Origin of the sequence: Maricaulis sp. (assembly GCF_015665295.1) — a bacterium.
Classification (GTDB): domain Bacteria; phylum Pseudomonadota; class Alphaproteobacteria; order Caulobacterales; family Maricaulaceae; genus Maricaulis.
The window spans coordinates 113,023-129,725 of sequence record NZ_JADFAJ010000025.1 but is presented as its reverse complement, the minus strand read 5'-3'; the positions used below and the strand labels follow the sequence as shown (position 1 = coordinate 129,725).

Annotated in this window: 17 protein-coding genes; 10 read left to right on the top strand and 7 right to left on the bottom strand. The window is 65.0% G+C overall.

The features are described 5' to 3' along the window. Nucleotides 1-493: 493 nt before the first annotated feature. On the bottom strand, nucleotides 494-1,318 hold the full coding sequence (locus tag QZZ02_RS12085) for a flagellin (protein WP_291844768.1): 825 nt from the start codon (nucleotides 1,316-1,318) through the stop codon (nucleotides 494-496). Nucleotides 1,319-1,713: 395 nt separating this feature from the next. On the opposite strand from QZZ02_RS12085, the gene QZZ02_RS12080 reads away from it, so the two are divergent. The 5 genes from QZZ02_RS12080 to rnd all read left to right on the top strand — a co-directional run bounded on the left by QZZ02_RS12080 (nucleotide 1,714) and on the right by rnd (nucleotide 6,481). Then, nucleotides 1,714-2,337, top strand: a complete 624-nt coding sequence (locus tag QZZ02_RS12080) for a TetR/AcrR family transcriptional regulator (RefSeq protein WP_291844767.1) — start codon at nucleotides 1,714-1,716, stop codon at nucleotides 2,335-2,337. A gap of 41 nt (nucleotides 2,338-2,378) precedes the next feature. Continuing rightward, nucleotides 2,379-3,152 (top strand): lysophospholipid acyltransferase family protein, encoded by a 774-nt coding sequence (locus QZZ02_RS12075; RefSeq protein ID WP_291844766.1) that lies wholly within the window; start codon nucleotides 2,379-2,381, stop codon nucleotides 3,150-3,152. A 35-nt stretch (nucleotides 3,153-3,187) separates the two neighbouring features. Beyond that, a complete protein-coding gene (locus QZZ02_RS12070; RefSeq protein ID WP_291844765.1) occupies nucleotides 3,188-3,913 on the top strand; it encodes a 1-acyl-sn-glycerol-3-phosphate acyltransferase in 726 nt (241 codons plus the stop codon). Beyond that, nucleotides 3,910-5,217 carry an MFS transporter gene (locus QZZ02_RS12065; RefSeq protein WP_291844764.1) on the top strand — a complete coding sequence of 436 codons (1,308 nt, stop codon included), beginning with the start codon at nucleotides 3,910-3,912 and terminating at the stop codon, nucleotides 5,215-5,217. Before QZZ02_RS12070 ends, QZZ02_RS12065 begins: the two co-directional genes overlap by 4 nt. 103 nt (nucleotides 5,218-5,320) lie before the next feature. Further along, complete coding sequence (rnd, locus tag QZZ02_RS12060) at nucleotides 5,321-6,481, top strand: ribonuclease D (protein WP_291844762.1); 1,161 nt, start codon at nucleotides 5,321-5,323, stop codon at nucleotides 6,479-6,481. A gap of 121 nt (nucleotides 6,482-6,602) precedes the next feature. On the opposite strand, the gene QZZ02_RS12055 is transcribed toward rnd, so the two are convergent. From QZZ02_RS12055 to QZZ02_RS12035, 5 genes are read right to left on the bottom strand one after another with little or no spacing between them, the layout of a single operon-like run. Beyond that, a complete protein-coding gene (locus tag QZZ02_RS12055) occupies nucleotides 6,603-6,725 on the bottom strand; it encodes a hypothetical protein (protein ID WP_291844760.1) in 123 nt (40 codons plus the stop codon). Further along, nucleotides 6,722-8,266 carry a Ppx/GppA family phosphatase gene (locus QZZ02_RS12050; protein WP_291844758.1) on the bottom strand — a complete coding sequence of 515 codons (1,545 nt, stop codon included), beginning with the start codon at nucleotides 8,264-8,266 and terminating at the stop codon, nucleotides 6,722-6,724. Before QZZ02_RS12050 ends, QZZ02_RS12055 begins: the two co-directional genes overlap by 4 nt. A gap of 6 nt (nucleotides 8,267-8,272) precedes the next feature. Then, on the bottom strand, nucleotides 8,273-10,447 hold the full coding sequence (locus QZZ02_RS12045) for an RNA degradosome polyphosphate kinase (protein ID WP_291844757.1): 2,175 nt from the start codon (nucleotides 10,445-10,447) through the stop codon (nucleotides 8,273-8,275). Further along, nucleotides 10,444-11,136, bottom strand: coding sequence for a hypothetical protein (locus QZZ02_RS12040; protein ID WP_291844756.1), 693 nt, complete (start codon nucleotides 11,134-11,136; stop codon nucleotides 10,444-10,446). Before QZZ02_RS12040 ends, QZZ02_RS12045 begins: the two co-directional genes overlap by 4 nt. A 14-nt stretch (nucleotides 11,137-11,150) precedes the next feature. Next, the gene (locus QZZ02_RS12035; RefSeq protein ID WP_291844755.1) at nucleotides 11,151-12,254 is read right to left on the bottom strand and encodes a DUF2066 domain-containing protein; all 1,104 of its coding nucleotides are present in this window, start codon (nucleotides 12,252-12,254) and stop codon (nucleotides 11,151-11,153) included. 131 nt (nucleotides 12,255-12,385) lie between these two features. Between QZZ02_RS12035 and purM the strand changes: the two genes are divergently transcribed. Continuing rightward, the gene (gene purM, locus QZZ02_RS12030; RefSeq protein WP_291844754.1) at nucleotides 12,386-13,426 is read left to right on the top strand and encodes a phosphoribosylformylglycinamidine cyclo-ligase; all 1,041 of its coding nucleotides are present in this window, start codon (nucleotides 12,386-12,388) and stop codon (nucleotides 13,424-13,426) included. Nucleotides 13,427-13,443: 17 nt separating this feature from the next. Beyond that, nucleotides 13,444-14,094, top strand: coding sequence for a phosphoribosylglycinamide formyltransferase (purN, locus tag QZZ02_RS12025; RefSeq protein WP_291844753.1), 651 nt, complete (start codon nucleotides 13,444-13,446; stop codon nucleotides 14,092-14,094). 35 nt (nucleotides 14,095-14,129) lie between these two features. On the opposite strand, the gene QZZ02_RS12020 is transcribed toward purN, so the two are convergent. After that, nucleotides 14,130-14,720: a TetR/AcrR family transcriptional regulator gene (locus QZZ02_RS12020; protein WP_291844752.1), complete on the bottom strand. Its 591-nt coding sequence runs from the start codon at nucleotides 14,718-14,720 to the stop codon at nucleotides 14,130-14,132. A gap of 134 nt (nucleotides 14,721-14,854) precedes the next feature. Here QZZ02_RS12020 and QZZ02_RS12015 point away from each other — a divergent pair, with 134 nt between their 5' ends. From QZZ02_RS12015 to arfB, 3 genes are all read left to right on the top strand, one after another. Continuing rightward, nucleotides 14,855-15,715, top strand: a complete 861-nt coding sequence (locus QZZ02_RS12015; protein WP_291844751.1) for an NAD(P)H-binding protein — start codon at nucleotides 14,855-14,857, stop codon at nucleotides 15,713-15,715. After that, nucleotides 15,712-16,206, top strand: coding sequence for an anthrone oxygenase family protein (locus tag QZZ02_RS12010; RefSeq protein ID WP_291844750.1), 495 nt, complete (start codon nucleotides 15,712-15,714; stop codon nucleotides 16,204-16,206). The genes QZZ02_RS12015 and QZZ02_RS12010 overlap by 4 nt, the downstream gene beginning before the upstream one ends. A 67-nt stretch (nucleotides 16,207-16,273) precedes the next feature. Beyond that, nucleotides 16,274-16,693: an alternative ribosome rescue aminoacyl-tRNA hydrolase ArfB gene (arfB, locus tag QZZ02_RS12005; protein WP_291844749.1), complete on the top strand. Its 420-nt coding sequence runs from the start codon at nucleotides 16,274-16,276 to the stop codon at nucleotides 16,691-16,693. Nucleotides 16,694-16,703 lie beyond the last annotated feature (10 nt).

Below are 16,703 nucleotides of genomic sequence, written 5' to 3'. Positions count from 1 at the left end.
GGGAACGGCAAGGATTATGGGACGGCAACGGGCGGGGGCGGACAAGGTTTCCGGGAAGTCTCGCCTTTACAGTGCATTAGGGCGATGAAACGTGGGATAACATGCCTCTCCCCGACCGGGGAGAGGTCCCGGAGCGCGAAGCGCGCAGGGGGTGAGGGGCGCGCCGCGACGCGGCGCAAAAGGGAATCTCGATAGGCGCTCACGCGCCGCCCCTCATCGGCCCTGCGGGCCACTTCTCCCCGGTGGGGGAGAAGCAAGGCGGACCGAACGGAGCGAGGATGGGCCACAAGCGAGGAAGACCCATGCCGCCTGAGGCGTCACCCCTTCGTCCCGCCCTTCGGATGAAAATGGGGACAGGTACAATTAGCGTCGCACGTTAATTGTACCTGTCCCCATCCTGCACCCAGCCAAAAAAGGGGGGCGCCGGAGCGCCCCCAGTTGCACGCCCTCGCGGGCCGCGCCACCAGAAAGATGTTGTTCGTTGGCTCCGCGCCTAGCGGAAATAGCCCAGTATGGTCGCCGGTGCGGAATTGGCGATGGAAAGCGCCTGCACACCGAGTTGCTGCTTGACCTGGAGGGATTGGAGATTGGCGCTTTCCTTCGCGAGGTCGGCATCGACAAGATTGCCGATCCCCTTCTCCAGCGCATCGGACAGCTTGCCGACGAAAGCCTTGTGCACGCCCAGCGATTTCGAGCCGGTGCCGAGACGGGCCAGTGAGGCGTTGAGATTGTCGAGCGAGGTCTCGATCGTCGCCACCAGGGTGCCGGCATCACCGGCCGAGGCGAAAGAGGCCGTTGCCGCCAGGGTGACCACACCACCGCCCAGCGACAGGTCTTCCGCCGCGATCGTGATGGTCGACGATCCATTGGCATTCGCGAGGGCCGAGATCTGTGATTTCGAGCCGTCAATGAGATTGGTTCCGTTGAACTCGGCTGTTTCGACGATCTTGCCGATCTGGTCGCGCAGCGCCTTGAAGTCTTCGTTCAGGGCATCACGCGACGCCTGGTCGAGCGAGCTGTCGGACGCAGCCAGCGCCTTTTCCTTCATCTCGACGAGCAGGTCCGACAGCGCTTCGCCGCCGGCCAGGGCGACATCGACGGTCGAGGCTGACAGATCGAGCGACTGGCTCACGGCTGAGTAGCCGCGCACATCGGCCCGCATCGACTGGGCAATGGCATAGACGCCGCCATTATCCTTGGCCGAGCCGACGACCAGTCCGGTATTGATCCGGGCCTGGACGGTTTCCAGGTCACGATTGGTCTGGTTGAGACTTTGCAGGGCCACCATGGCACCCGCATTGGTGTTGATCGTAGCCATTTCTTGGCTCCCCACGCTTCTGCTATCCACCACCGGATCCGGCCTGGCCAACCTGTTTTCGGTTGGTCTCAATGGCCGTTCGGTACGGTAAAGCTACGCGGTAATATTAAATTATTCGCTAATGGGCCGGCCGGATTAGCCTGTGCAGCAAGGGAATATTTGAATTCGGGACACGTATTCAAAGTCTTGCATGGGCGCATTCAGGCGCGGATTTTCCCTGTTTTGAGGCGAATGACAGACGGCGCCAGCCCCTCCGGGCCTTGGTCCGGCGGCCCTCCCTTCCCCACCGCCAGCAGAAATCCGGGATGTAAGTAACTATTCACTTGCGCCTGCCCCGCACCCCGGCTATACGACGTGTAAATGATCATTCACTTACAGTCTCGAAGGGGTAGGACATGACCGGAATGCTGCGTGAGGGCCTGTTTGACGGCTCCAACCCGAATATCGGTGTGACCGCCAAAACCGGTACCACCAAGGCGCGGATCGAACGCGCCGCGCTGCAATTGTTTGCCAGCCACGGCATGGACGGCGTCTCGATAAAGCAGATCGCCGAGGCCTGCACGATTTCCGATGGCGCCATGTATCGCCATTTCAAATCCAAGGACGCGCTGGCCCGGCTGATGTTCGAGGCGATCCACAAGAAGCTGCTGGACATGGTCGCCAGCCATCTCAGGCCGAATGCCTCGCTGGAGGAGATCGCCCGCGCCCTGGTCACCGCCTATTGCACCCTGGCCGACGAGGACCCGGCGCAATTCACCTACCACCTGACCCATCGCAACTACTTCATCGCAGCCTCCGGTGATGGCGGCGCCGACCCGTCCGATCTGATGACCGATTGCATTGCCCAGGCGATGAAACGCGGCGAGATCCCCGAGGGCGATCCGGAGCTGCGCTCGGCCATGGCGCTGGGCGTGGTGATGCAGGCGGCCGAATACAGCCTCTATGGCCGCATTGATCGCCCGCTCTCCCAGCATATCGACCAGTTCACCCGCGGCATCATGGCCGTGTTGCGCTCGTAAGCGCCCTCACCCGAATTCCAGCGAACGACAGGACAAGCGTCATGCGCTCTTTCATCTTCAATATCGCCTACTGGTCCCTGTCCGGTCTCTACGCGATTGTCTGCGCCATCCTGGCGCTGATCCCGGGCCGCACCGTGCTGATGCACGGGCTGCGCTCCTATGCCCGCGCCACGCTGATCCTCATGCGGCTCGTGTGCGGCATCCGGGTCGAGGTGCGCGGCACCCCGCCGAAGGACCAGCCGGTCGTGATCGGCGCCAAGCACCAGTCCTGGGGCGACGGCATCGTGATGATGGCCAAGTGCGGTGATGTGAACTTCGTGTGCGGCGACCACATGCTGAAATTCCCGCTGATCGGCTGGGTGCTCAAGCGCTGCGGCGCCATCATCCTGTCCAACCAGGGCGGGCCGGCAGCTCGCGAGAGCCTGATGGCCGGCATTGTCCGCTCGCAGGGCGAAGGTCGCCCGCGCCCGGTCCTGATCTATCCGGAAGGCCATCTGACCGCCGTCGGCAGCGGGATGCGCTTTCGCGCCGGCGTCTGGCACATGGCCCGGGCGCTGGATCGCCCGATCATTCCGGTTGCGACCAATCTTGGCCAGTGCTGGCCGCAACAGGCCTGGACCAAATACAAGGGCACGGCCGTGATCGAATTTCTCGATCCGATCCAGCCCGGCGCCGACCGCGATGCCGATCTGGCCGAGCTGCAGGACAGGGTGGAAACCCGCTCGCGCGCGCTCGAAGCCGAATTTGCCACCTCCGGCAAAGCATCGCACGGTGAAACCCGCCCAATGACAGGCACGGCCCGGATCTGCGCGTAAGCCGCAGACCGGCGCCATGATCCGGGGAGGATCCTATGCGTTCGCTTGTCTTCAACCTGATGTTCTGGCCGGTGCTGATCGGCTTTGCCCTGGTCGCCTGGCTGGTCGCGCTCACACCCTGGACGCGCGGCCTCAAGGCGGTCATGCGGGCCGGGTGCCGCGCGGTGCGTACCCTGATGCACGCCGTGCTTGGCGCGCCGGTCGAGGTGCGCGGCAAGGTGCCAGCGGGACGCCCGGTCATCATCGCCGCCAAGCACCAGTCCTGGGCCGACGGCTTCTTGATGATGGCGATCATGGGCGACATCAATTTCGTGATCGGCAATGAGATCGGCAAGTTTCCGCTGATCGGCCGCATCGTGCGGACGTCCGGAGCGACCATGGTCAATTCGCCCGGCCTGACCGGCGCCCAGGGCGCGCTGGAAGAGGCCATCAAGCGCGCGGCCGATGATCCGCGCCCGCTGCTGATCTATCCGGAGGGCCGCCTGCCGGAAGTCGGCGAGAGCTATCGCTATCGCAAGGGCGTGCACCTGATGTACGAAACGCTCGGCCGAACCGTCGTTCCGGTCGCCACCAATACCGGCCTGCGCTGGCCGCAAAACCGCTGGCAGAAACATCCCGGTCCGGCGGTGATCGAGTTTCTCGACGACATTCCGCCCGGCCTGCCGCGCGATGATTTCCTGCCGCGTCTCAAGATGACGATTGAAACCCGCACCCGCGCCCTCGAAGCCGAGGGCCAGGCCGACAAGGAGGCCCGCTCATGAGTGCCAAGATCGCTGCCCGGCTGGTCACCCAGCGCCGCTTCCTGCCGCTTCTGCTCGCCCAGTCGCTCGGCGCCTTCAACGATAATTTCTTCCGCTATTCCCTGGTCACCCTGGTGACCTTTGGCGGGCTGACCCTGTTTGATCTCGAGCGCGACATGATGGTGCCGATCGCGGCCTCGCTCTTCACCCTGCCGATCTTCCTGTTCTCGGCGATTGCCGGACGGATGGCCGACAAGTTCGACCGCACCCGCATCATGCGTTTTGCCAAATTCGCCGAGATCTGGCTGATGCTGATCGTCGCCCTCGCCTTCTTCATCGAACAGCCGCTTCTGCTGATGGTCGCCCTCTTCCTGATGGGCGCGCAATCGGCCTTTTTCACTCCGGCCAAGAATTCCGCCCTGCCGACCCTGCTGGCCCCACGCGAACTGGTGCCGGCCAATGCCATGCTGTCCGGCCTGTTGAATGTCTCGGTCCTGCTCGGGATCGGACTGGGCACCTGGCTGGTCATGCGGCCCTTCGGACCGGAACTGGTCGGTCTGGGCCTGGTGGCCATGGCGGTTGTCGGCTGGCTGGCCATCCGCCGCCTGCCCGAAGCGCGCGCGGCCAGACCGGACATGGCGCTCAGCCTCAACTTCATCGGCGAGACCTTTCGCGTCCTGTCCTATGCCTTCAGGGCCCCGGACGTGTTGCGGCCGCTGCTGGGCGCGGCCTGGTTCTGGATGCTGGCGGCCTCGATCATCACATTGATGCCGGTCTTCACCGCCTCCATCCTCGGCGCCGACGAGAGCGTGGTCCTCTTGTTCAGCGCCCTTTTCACCATCGGCGCGGCAATCGGCGCTTTGTTGTGCGGCGCCCTGTCGGGCGAGGGCGATGCCCTGCCCTTCTCGATAACCGGCGCGATCGGCCTGGTCGTCTTCACCACCGATGTCGCCGTCATCACCTGGTCCAATCCCGTCGTGCCGGAAGGCGCAGCGCTGATCGCAGCCGACGCTTTCCTTGCGGACAAGACCAACTGGCGCATCCTCGCCGATCTGGGACTTGCAGCGATCTCGGCCGGCCTGTTCGTGGTGCCGCTGCAGGCGATGGCCCAGCGCCGGGCGCCGGCCGAAATGCGCGGGCGGCTGCTGGCGGCCGGCGGGATCATGAATGCGGCCACGGCAACGCTGGGCCAGTTTACCCTGGCGGCGATCTCGCTGATCCAGTTGCCGATCCAGATGGCCTTCTTGATGATTGCCTTCATCTCCGCCCTCGCCGTCCTGTTCATCCTGTGGCGCCTCAACCTGCGTCGCGGCGCACCGGCCTGACCCGCAGGACCTGGGTCCGGTCCGCATCGGCCAGCCGGGAAATCGGTGCCCGGCTGGCCGAAACGATAGCCAAAGGCGTCGGTCCGCGCTAAAGGGCCGCTTCATGACAATGATTACGACGACCGAGGCCCTCGAAGCGGCCTGTGACGCCCTCCTCCAGCACCCCTATGTGGCTGTCGACACCGAGTTCATGCGCGAGACGGTCTACTGGCCGCAGCTCTGCCTGATCCAGGCCGCAGCCGGTGACACCGAGGTCATCATCGACCCGCTGGCCGAGGGTATCGACCTCGAGCCCTTCTGGGAGCTGATGGCCGACGAGCGCATCATCAAGGTCTTCCACGCGGCCCGCCAGGATCTGGAAATCTTCTTCCACAAGGGTGGCGACAATCTCATCCCGCGCCCGATGTTCGACAGCCAGGTCGCGGCCATGGCGCTCGGTCTCGGCGATTCCATCGCCTATGACGCGCTTGTTCGTACACTCCTCAACAGACCGATCGACAAGGGCCCGCGCTTTACCGACTGGTCACGCCGGCCGCTCAGCGATGCCCAGACGCAATACGCCATCGCCGACGTCACCCATCTGCGCGATCTCTACCCGATCATGGTCGAACGGCTGGAGAAGAAGAAGCGCACCGAATGGCTGGCCGAGGAGATGAAGACGCTCACCAGCCCCGCAACCTACCGGCTCGATCCGGAAGAGAGCTGGCGCCGCATGAAGCTGCGCAAGACCACCCCGAAATGGGTCGCCGCCCTGCGCGCCGCTGCTGCCTGGCGCGAGACCGAAGCCCAGACCCGAGACATGCCGCGCCAGCGCGTCATGAAGGATGATGCGCTCTACGAGATCGCCGGTGTCGCCCCGACCACGCCGGAACAGCTGACCGGCCTGCGCGCCGTGCCCAAGGGATTCGAGCGCTCGAGCGCCGCGCGTCGCCTGTTCGACAAGATGGCCGAGGCCCTCGCCGATCCCGAGGCCTATGCCCCGAAGGTCGAAAAGCCGGCCCCGCCGCCCCAGGGCCTGGGTCCGACGGTGGAATTGCTGAAAGTCTTCCTCAAGCTCGTCGCTGACGAAAAGGGCGTGGCCCCGCGCCTGATCGCCACCATGCCGGATCTGGAAAAGATCGCCGCCGACGACAAGGCCGATGTCGAAGCCATGACCGGCTGGCGCCGCGACGTGTTCGGCGAACCCGCCCTCAAGCTCAAGCGCGGCGAGATGGCGCTGGCGCTGAAGGACGGCAAGGTCGTGATCGTCGAGACGAAGGGCTGAGGCTGGGTCGTCAGACCGCTTCGCGCGATCCATCAGATCATCGGCGCCGCGGGCGCGACGCCTGATCGGCAAGTGGTGCTCCCACTACCGCCCCGGTCGCCGGCTCCGCCGCGTGAACCGCTTATCCGCGATAGGCGCAGGTTGGGGCGTTCGGCGCGGGGAGCAGCTTGTTGTCGAAATGACCGTGCTTGAGGGCTGACCGTGAGGCGTCCAGCTGGTGCGGATAGCTGTCGATAGGGCTCACGCGCGGCCTCCCCGTCCGGTCACGTAAACCACCTCACCCGTCCGGCCGACCGCTGCCGCGAGCTGGTCGAGCAGGGAGACCGAGCGTTCGACATAGAGATCGCGCACGCTTTCATCGACTTCCAGCCGGATGACATCAGCCTCGACGCTCAGTGAATAGCGGTCCAGCAGGGCCGGCGAGCGGCCCGACAGCTTGGCGCCCAGGCGCAGCGACAGGCCGAGCATCTGGGCGAGATTGTGCTGCTCCTCGCTGATCAGGTGGAAGATCGGATTGTCCTCCAGCACGCTGCGACGCCCGGCATAGCGGTAATGGATCGCGGCGGCGAGGAAGACCCGTTCGGCATGATTGACCCCGGCGAAGGGGGCATAGAGCACACTGCCGCGGGCCAGGTCGGCCCGGTGGTCGGGATGGTGACGGGCACCCAGATCGGTCAGCCGCGTTGCCGCCTCGTGCAGAACCTGGTCGCGGGCATCGCCGAAGGCCGTCTCCAGCGCCCCGAAGGCCGGCACCAGCCAGCGCGCCAGGGCGCGACCGAAATCCGGCGTCGGCGCATTGGGACGGGCCATCGCCTCGGCGCCGGCAATCAGCGGGTCCTGGGCCAGAAGCGCCGGCGGCAGGCCGGAGGCGAGCACGCCTTCGCGCACCCCGAAAGCCGAGAAGACCAGGCGCTCGAAGCGGCCATGAAGCATGATCCGGCGCAACAGGAGCGCCGCGTAGGGCAAAGTCGCGACCCGCCGCGAGGACAGGCCCGGCGTGCCCCGCAGGGAGGCCGGGCTGAGCCGGGTCGCCAGTCGAGCCAACTCGTCTGCTCTGGCGGCGGTCAGTGAAAACTCATGAACGACATTGAGCGGATAGGCAAAGCGGGCAAAGGCGAGCTGGCCGAGCGCCCGCCAGGCGCCCCCGACCGCGTAGAAGGCGCCGCCCTGCCCGGTCAGTTGATCGGACGCCAGCAATTGTGCGTCGATCGCCTCGATAACCGCGGCCTCGTCCATCGGACCGTCATCAAGAATTTCCTGCGGGCCCAGCGCCGTGGTCACACCGCGCCCGGGCAGGCCGTCATGCATGGCGGTGAGCTCGAGACTCGATCCGCCCAGATCCCCCATCATGCCCTTGGCGTCCGGAATGCCGGCGCCGACCCCCAGGCCGGACAGACGCGCCTCGTCCTCACCGGACAGGACCCGCACCCGCAGTCCGGTTCGCTGTGCGACCTCGGCAATGAAGTCCGGCCCGTCGCTGGCATTGCGAATGGCGGCCGTGGCGACCACATGGCGGTCGCTCACCCCCTTGGCATCGAGCAGTCGCTGGAATCGCTTGAGCGCGCGCAGGGCAATATCCCGGCCTTCCGGGTGCAGCTTGCCGGTGTCATGCACGCCGCGTCCGAGACCGGCCATGACCTTCTCGTTGAAAATCGGCCAGAGCGAGCGTCCCTCGACCCGGAAATGAACCAGTCGCACCGAGTTCGAGCCGACATCAATGACCGCGATATCGCGGTGTATGGCCTGCTCGGCCAGGAAATCGGAGGGCGTCAGCTGGCTGGTCAATTCCGGTCAGCCATTACTGTCTGTGAGGACGGGCGGCTGGTCATTCTTGAGCGCATGCCCCCGCCCCGACAGGGACGGGTTCGTCATGAAATAGGCATGCGCGCTGAAAGGCCTGTCGACATTGGCCGTATCAACGCGGCGATAATCGCCTTTGCCGTCCATGTACCAGGACTGGTCGGTATCATTGAGGTTGGCGACCATGATCTGGTCGAGCACCTGGCGATGCACGGTCGGGTTCTGGATCGGACACAGATGCTCGACCCGGCGATCGAGATTGCGCGGCATCCAGTCGGCCGAGGAGATATAGACCTTGGCCGCCGGCGACGGCATGGCCTTGCCATTGGCAAAGCAGACAATGCGCGAATGCTCGAGGAAGCGGCCGACGATCGATTTCACGCGGATATTGTCGGAGAGCCCCGGAATCCCCGGACGCAGACAGCAAATGCCGCGGATCACGAGTTCGACGCGGACCCCGGCCTGGCTGGCGCGGTAGAGCGCGTCGATGATTTCCGGATGGACCAGCGAGTTCATCTTGACCCAGACGGCGGCGGGCAGACCCTCGCCCGCATTGGCGATCTCCTGCTCGATATGGCCGAGAATGGCTTCCTTCATCCCGATCGGCGAGACCGCAAGACGTTCCAGATTGTCCGGCCGGGCATAGCCGGTGACATAGTTGAAGACGCGTCCCGCATCGCGACCGAAGGCCGGGTCGGCGGTAAACAGCGACAGGTCGGTATAGATGCGTGCAGTGATCGGGTGGTAATTGCCGGTCCCGAAATGCGCATAGGTGCGCAGGTCCGAGCCTTCGCGGCGGACCACGAGCGAGATCTTGGCGTGGGTCTTGTACTCGATGAAACCATAGACGACCTGCACGCCGGCGCGCTCGAGATCGCGGGCCCATTTCAGGTTCGCCTCCTCGTCAAAACGGGCCTTGAGCTCGACCAGGGCGGTGACATTCTTGCCGCTTTCGGCGGCCTCGATCAGGGCGGCAACGATCGGGCTGTCCTTGGAGGTTCGGTAGAGCGTCTGCTTGATCGCGATGACATCGGGATCGGCCGCCGCCTGGCGCAGGAATTCGACCACCACATCGAAACTCTCATACGGGTGGTGAACGATGATGTCCTTCTCCCGGATCGCCGAGAAACAATCGCCGCGATGATCGCGGATACGCTCGGGATAGCGCGGCTCGTAGGGCACGAACTTGTGCTCGGCCCTATCATCCGGAATGAGCTGGCTGACCTGGGACAGGCCGAGAAGCCCGCTCACCGGCACGATGTCCTGCGGTCCGGCATGCAGGTGCTGGACGATGAGATTGCGCAAGGCCGGTGACATGCCCTCGTCCAGCGTCAGCCGCACAATGACGCCGCGCCGGCGCTGCTTGAGCAGGTTCTCGAACTCCAGCATCAGGTCTTCGGACTCTTCCTCGACCTCGATATCGCTGTCGCGGATGACCCGGAAACTGCCCTTGCCGACCACTTCATGGCCGGGAAACAGCGTATCGACGAACATGGTCAACACGCTTTCCAGCGTCATGTAGCGGCGCGCCGGACGGTTTCCGTCACGGCTCGGCCGGGTCGGAAGCTCGACAAAGCGCTTGACCCCGCTGGGCAGCGGAATGAGCGCATTCATCATCTTGCCCGTCCCCTTCTTGCGCAGCTGCAGGGCCAGAGCGAAACCGAGATTGGGGATGAAGGGGAAAGGGTGCGCCGGATCGATCGCCAGCGGCGTGATCACCGGCAAGGTGTGCTTGAGGAAATCGCCGCGCAGCCAGGCTTCATCGGTCTTGGACACCTGGTGTGCCTCCAGCACCTTGACGCCCGCCTTGCCGATCTCGATACGCAGCTTGCGCCACAGGGCCTGCTGCCGGAGCATCAACTCACCGGCCAGGGCGTGGATTTTCTCCAGCTGCTCGGCCGGCGTCAAACCGTCGATACTGGTCGCGCTGACGCCGTTGTGGACCTGGGCACGAAGGCCGGCGACGCGGACCATGTAGAACTCGTCCAGATTGCTGGCCGAAATCGACAGGAAGCGCAGCCGTTCGAAGACCGGGTGATGCGGATTGGCGGCCTCGTCGAGGACGCGCATGTTGAAGCGGACCCAGGACAGTTCCCGATTGAGGAAACGGGTTGGCGATTGCATCAGCGTCTCGATTTCGGCGAGGTCATCCACAGGAGCATTCATGCCGCGTCTCCAGTCTCAGTCCAGCTGTCCAGGATTTCGCGCGCGATGGCGCGGGTGATCGGGGTCTTCTTGACGAGCGCCAGCTTGTCCATGCGTTCGGCGAGCAGGCGCACGGCCGCAACGGATCGCTCCATCCGCGGCAGGAGATAGTCTATCACGCCGGGCCGCACCGGTGCGCCCCTGTCGGCCAATTGTTTTTGCATCATGCGGGTCAGGAGCTCGTCATCGGCCTCATGCAGGTCGACATGTACCAGCGCCCGCAGTCGCGAGACCAGATCGGGCAGTCGCACCGACCAGTGCGCCGGCAAAATGCGCGCGGTCAGCAACATGGCCGGAATCTCGCCTTCGGCGGCGCGATTGAGGAGGTGGAAGAGTGCGTCCTCGTCAATGCCATGATCCACGTCCTCAACAACAAGCCGGGCTTGCGCCGGGCGATCGGACAAATGCCCCGCCAGCGCCGGGGCCGGCACGATCAGCGCGTCATTGTGCATCGCCCAGATCGCCGCGAGATGCGATTTGCCTGACCCTTCCGGACCGACGAGCGCCATGACATTGCGCGGCCAGTCGCCCGGCCGGTCCAGCACGTCGCGTGCACCGGCATTGGACGGACCGAGAATAAAGGCCGCTTCGCTGAAATCCTCGCGCGCCGGCAGGTCCAGCGCCATTTGTGGTGTCACAGACATCTTCATCGCGCTCACGCCATTCAGCGGGCCGACAATACCACCCAGCCCAGCCCGGGGTGTTCTTCCAGCGTCGCGCCGCGCTCGGCAAGTTCCGAGACCAGCTGGGCGAAATCGCCGCGATACTCGACATTCATGCGGGCGCCGTCGCGCGACAGCGCATCCAGCTGCGCCGCCTCAACCAGCGAGGCCCGGCTGAGCGCCGTCTCCAGCCGACGCCATTCGTCCAGGCCATTATAGAGCACCGTGACGCGAAGCGCGCTGGTCTCGAAATCACGCACCACCGAGCGGCGTTTCCACGCCTCCTCGCGATCGGTGACGAACGCCCTCGCCGCGTCGCGCCAGCCGCCATAGACAATTTGCGGCCCCCAGGTGTCGGCAGTCATTTCGCCCGTCCCGTCGAAGCTGACCAGATAGCCGCCAAAGCGGCGGATACCCTCGCGCTCGCCGGCCCGCAGAACCGCGATCCGGTTGATGCCGTACATCAGCGCCGTATTGCGCAGCGCCTCCTCGTCGAGTTGAAGGGCCTGGCGCGCCGAGATCGGGTGGGCGGTCGAAGGGGCGGACTGCGGCGGCAGCATGACCGGCGTCAGCGAATGACCGAAATCCTGTTCCTCCCAGGCCGCGCGCCAGGGATTGGCCTCCCACAGCGCAAAGCCGGCGCCGGTTTCCATGACCGGCAGCACCAGCATGGGACGTGATTGCGACTGGACATAGGGGACACCGTAAGCCGCCATCACCCGCCCCACGGCGCGCGGGTCAAAGGTCACGTCCAGCTCGGCGAGATAGCGGGTTGCGCTGCGCTGTTCGTTGGAAATCTCCAGACCGGCAATCATCTCCGCAATGATCGCCTCGTCGATGGCGAGTCCGGAGACCAGTTCGCCGGCCTCGTTCATGTGCGCTTCGAGCTCCAGCGCAGTGCCCGCGCGATCCTCGGCCAGGGTCAGGCGCTCGACCAGGCGGCGCGCGGCCGCCAGCTGACCTTGCCGCATGGCGGCGGTCTGGGCCTGCAGCGCATTGTCTGCGGTGGCGTCGATGGCGACCCCCTCGATCGTGTAGGGGTCGTCCGCCAGGGCTGCCGGCAGACAGGCGAGGCTGAGAACAAGCGCGGCTAGAATGAAACGCACGGCGGCGACTCCTGTAACTTGGGCTTCGGGCGCACTATAACCGCCCGCTGTCGGGCGTGAAGCCCGCGGCTTGCCTCAGGGGCGTGTTTCGACATACACCGCGCCTGTTTTTGCAGAGTTGGGGAAACGGCATGTCCGGTACCGGAAACGATGATCGCCCGAACGGGCTGACCTATGCCGACAGCGGCGTCTCGATCGACGCCGGGGATGCGCTGGTCGATCGCATCAAGCCGCTGGCTGCCATGACGCGCCGCGCCGGTGCCGCAGCCGATCTGGGCGGATTTGGTGGTGCCTTCGACCTCAAGGCGGCGGGCTATACCGATCCGATCCTGATTTCCGGCACTGACGGGGTCGGCACCAAGCTCAAGCTCGCTATCGCAACCGGCAAGGTCGACACGGTCGGCATCGACCTGGTGGCGATGTGCGTCAATGACGTTCTGGCCCAGGGCGCCGAACCGCTTTTCTTCCTGGATTATCTGGCCTGCGCCAAGCTCGACCCCGCCCGTGGCGAAGCCATTGTTTCCGGCATTGCGACCGGCTGCAAGCAAAGCGGCTGCGCCCTGATCGGCGGCGAGACGGCGGAAATGCCCGGCATGTATGAGGGCGATGATTTCGACCTCGCCGGCTTTGTCGTCGGCGCGGCCGAACGCGGCCGCCTCCTGCCCGACCATGACAGGATGGCCGCCGGCGATGTGCTGATCGGCCTCGCCTCCTCGGGCATCCACTCCAACGGTTTTTCGCTCGTCCGCAAGGTCATCGAACTGGCCGGTCTCGACTGGTCCGACCCGGCCCCCTTCGCGCCCGGACAGACGCTGGGCGAGGCCTTCCTCGCGCCGACACGGCTTTATGTGAAATCCTGTCTTCCGCTGATCAAGTCGGGCCTTGTGACCGGTCTTGCCCACATCACCGGTGGCGGGCTGGTGGAGAACCCGCCGCGCATGACACCGGATGATCTGGTCCCGGTCATCAACTACAGCGCCTGGACCCTGCCGCCGGTCTTCCAGTGGCTCGCCGAGACGGGCGGGATTTCCGCCCATGAAATGCACCGCACCTTCAATTGCGGCATCGGGATGCTGCTCGCGGTTGCACCCGACAAGGTGGATGCGACGATTGAAGCGCTTGCGCTGACCGGCGAGACCGCCATGATCATCGGCGAACTCCAGCAAGCCTGACCGCGAGAGGCACAACGATGGCGAAGACCAAGATCGCCGTGCTCATCTCCGGGCGCGGCTCCAACATGCAGGCCCTGATCGAAGCGGCCCAGGACGAAGACTTTCCGGCCGAGATCGTGCTCGTGGCGTCCAATAATCCTGACGCCGCCGGGCTCGAAATCGCCCGCGCTGCCGGCATCGAAACCGAAGTCGTCAATCATCGCGAGTTTGATGACCGGGAATCCTTTGAGGAAGCCCTCGACTCGACGATCAGGCTGTACGGCGCACGGATTGTCTGCCTGGCCGGCTTCATGCGCATCCTGACGCCCTGGTTCACCGAACGCTGGCGCGACCTGCTGATCAATATTCACCCCTCCCTGCTGCCGGCCTTCAAGGGGCTGCACACGCATGAGCGGGCGCTGGAGGCGGGTGTGCGGATCCATGGCTGCACGGTCCATTATGTGCGTCCGGAAATGGATGACGGACCGATCATCGGCCAGGCCGCCGTGCCTGTCCTGCCGGGCGATACGCCGGACACGCTGTCGGCGCGTGTGCTACAGGCCGAACACGCCCTTTACGCCCAGTGCGTCGCTCTCGCCTGTTCCGGCAAGGCCCGTGTCGCCGGCGAACGGGTCCGCCTGCAAGTCCGTGAATTCGGAGCTGAATTGCTGATGAATCCGCACGACTGATCGCCGGAGCTGCCGCGTTCATGTGCCAGGCCGGCTCAGGACGGCGTGACGATCGCCAATCGCGCGAGACGCTTCATTTCCGCGACATAATCCGCCTGCGCCCAGCCGCAGACCTCCACGAGCTGTTCCCAATTGCGCACCGACAGCAATGTCCAAAGCAGGTCGGTTGCCGCGATCGCGGTATGCTGGCCGGACAGGACACTATCGCTTGCAAGGGCATTGACCGCCGCCTCGCATCCGTCCCGCAGGGCGGTCATCCGGTCGTCCCAGGCCAGGCGCGCGGCCTCGTCACCGGGCGCCATATCAAGCAATGCGCGGCAAACCGGATGGACGACCGGGATGTAATTCCCCCAAGCCTCGATGAAGGCATCCAGTCGCTCCAGACCGGATGAAGCCGAGCGGCTGGCCGCCAGCCGTGCATCAATATCGCTGCGCGCATCAACATAGTGCGTGACCGCGATCAGCAACTCGGCCCGGTTGGCGAAATGCAGGTAGACCGCCTGTCGGCTGACGCCGGCTGCCTTCGCGACATCCGTCATGCGGGTTTGACCTCCACACCCCTGCTTCAGCAATTGCCAGCACGCCTGCAGGATCCTGTCCCGCGTCGAGCTCCCGTCCTCTCGCATCTGTGCATGTCCCCACTGCCCCGACCCGCCTGCCGGGCGACAGCCCAAACCTGCGCCGTCACTTGACACGATGTCAAGCCCATGCCACTTGACGCGACGTAAAGTTTACACCGCGTCAAGAAACGGAGAATTCGATGCACCACCTATCCGCCCCGACCGACATCCTGGTCATCGGCGCCACCGGCAAGACCGGTCGCCATATCGTCAACCAGTTGCAGGCCGCCCACCATCCGGTCAGGAAGGGCTCGCGCACGGCCGAGCGGCCATTCAGCTGGCAAGACCGCACCGGCTGGCCCCATGCACTGGAAAATGTCCGCGCCGCCTACATTGCCTATGCGCCCGACCTCGCCGTTCCCGGAGCATCGGCGGATATCGCCGCGTTCGTGGCCGCAGCCCGCCAGGCAGGTGTGCAGCAGCTGGTCCTGCTCTCGGGACGCGGCGAAACCGAAGCGCAAGCCTGCGAAGACATCGTGCGCAGGAGCGGGCTGCGCTGGACCATCATCCGTGCCAGCTGGTTCTTCCAGAATTTCACGGAAGGCGCCTTCCAGCCCATGGTAGGGGCAGGCGAGATTCCGCTGCCCGTCGGCCAGACGCCCGAACCCTTTATCGACGCCCGTGACATTGCGGATATCGCCACCGCTGCATTGACGACACGGGCGCATGATGGCGCACTCTATGAAGTCACCGGCCCGCAATCGCTCACATTCGGCGCGCTCGCCGGATTGATTTCGGCGCAGGCCGGCCACACGGTCACCCACATCGACATTCCTCATGCCGAATTTCTGCACGGCGCCCGCCAAGCCGGGCTGCCTGAAGACCATATCTGGCTGCTCGACTATTTGTTCAGCACCGTGCTGGACGGGCGCAACATTGCCACCACCGACGGCGTCGAACGGGCCCTCGGCCGCAAGCCGCGCAGCTTTGCAGAGTTTGCAGCCTCGCTGCCTGGCGATGCATGGACGTCCAAAGCCGCTGAATCGGAAACGGCCAAATGACTATTCTGACACTCGCCGCCCTCGGTCTGGGCCTCATCGCCGGTCTTGTCGCCGGCATCTTCTTCGCCTTTTCCGACTTCATCATGCGGGGACTGGCAGCGGCAAGCGTCGCTGCCGGAGCCCCTGCCGGAGCCGGAGCCGAGGCCATGCGCGGCATCAACCGGTCTGTCTACAGCTCGAAATTCCTGCTCATGCTCAAAGCCCTTCCCCTGCTTGCCCTGGCCTTGGCGGCTGCCGCTTTCCTGCTGGAACGACACGGCATGGCGGTCTGGTTCGGTTTCGGGGCGGTCAGCCACATCGTCCTCGTCATGCTGTCCACACTGACCTGCAATGTACCGATGAATACCCGGCTTCAGAGCCTGGCGGGCGACGCGCAGGCCACCGCCGCCTACTGGCCTGACTATGTCAGCCGCTGGACCGGCTGGAACCATGTGAGGACAGTGGGCGCCATGACCTCTTGCTGCTGCTTCCTCCTGGCCACCACCGCCTGAAGGACGGCAAGGCCTTGCGGGCATGCCTGCAAACACGGCATGAAGGGGCAGGCAAGCGAGGCCGGACATGTTGATCGCTGACACCATCCTGATTGACGAGACCGAGATCGAGGAGCGCTTCATCCGCGCCTCCGGTCCCGGCGGCCAGCATGTCAACAAGACCGAAAGCGCCGTCCAGCTGCGCTTCGACCTCGCCGGCAACACCTCCCTGCCCGAAGCCGCCAAACGGCGCCTTGCGCGCCTCGCCGGCTCGCGGATGACCAAGGATGGCGCCCTTGTGATCCGGGCCGAGACCTATCGCGAGCGCGAGCGCAACCGGGCGGATGCCCGCGACCGGCTGCGGGCGCTGATTGAAAAGGCCCTGATTGCCCCGAAACCGCGCAAGAAAGCCCGCCCCTCCCTCGCCTCGATCAGGCGCGTGAAAGCGGCCAAGGCCCAGAAAGCCAAAACCAAGTCGCTGCGGCGAAAGCCGGGGTCAGAGGACTAGGCGCCCGGGG

Excerpts from the sequence above, each read along its gene's own strand:
- QZZ02_RS12020 (WP_291844752.1), bottom strand. The coding sequence starts at position 14,720 with ATGCGAGAGGACGGGAGCTCGACGCGGGACAGGATCCTGCAGGCGTGC.
- QZZ02_RS12070 (WP_291844765.1), top strand. The coding sequence starts at position 3,188 with ATGCGTTCGCTTGTCTTCAACCTGATGTTCTGGCCGGTGCTGATCGGC.
- QZZ02_RS12065 (WP_291844764.1), top strand. The coding sequence starts at position 3,910 with ATGAGTGCCAAGATCGCTGCCCGGCTGGTCACCCAGCGCCGCTTCCTG.
- purM (WP_291844754.1), top strand. The coding sequence starts at position 12,386 with ATGTCCGGTACCGGAAACGATGATCGCCCGAACGGGCTGACCTATGCC.
- QZZ02_RS12080 (WP_291844767.1), top strand. The coding sequence starts at position 1,714 with ATGACCGGAATGCTGCGTGAGGGCCTGTTTGACGGCTCCAACCCGAAT.
- QZZ02_RS12010 (WP_291844750.1), top strand. The coding sequence starts at position 15,712 with ATGACTATTCTGACACTCGCCGCCCTCGGTCTGGGCCTCATCGCCGGT.
- rnd (WP_291844762.1), top strand. The coding sequence starts at position 5,321 with ATGACAATGATTACGACGACCGAGGCCCTCGAAGCGGCCTGTGACGCC.
- purN (WP_291844753.1), top strand. The coding sequence starts at position 13,444 with ATGGCGAAGACCAAGATCGCCGTGCTCATCTCCGGGCGCGGCTCCAAC.
- QZZ02_RS12085 (WP_291844768.1), bottom strand. The coding sequence starts at position 1,318 with ATGGCTACGATCAACACCAATGCGGGTGCCATGGTGGCCCTGCAAAGT.
- QZZ02_RS12045 (WP_291844757.1), bottom strand. The coding sequence starts at position 10,447 with ATGAATGCTCCTGTGGATGACCTCGCCGAAATCGAGACGCTGATGCAA.
- arfB (WP_291844749.1), top strand. The coding sequence starts at position 16,274 with ATGTTGATCGCTGACACCATCCTGATTGACGAGACCGAGATCGAGGAG.
- QZZ02_RS12015 (WP_291844751.1), top strand. The coding sequence starts at position 14,855 with ATGCACCACCTATCCGCCCCGACCGACATCCTGGTCATCGGCGCCACC.
- QZZ02_RS12040 (WP_291844756.1), bottom strand. The coding sequence starts at position 11,136 with ATGAAGATGTCTGTGACACCACAAATGGCGCTGGACCTGCCGGCGCGC.
- QZZ02_RS12075 (WP_291844766.1), top strand. The coding sequence starts at position 2,379 with ATGCGCTCTTTCATCTTCAATATCGCCTACTGGTCCCTGTCCGGTCTC.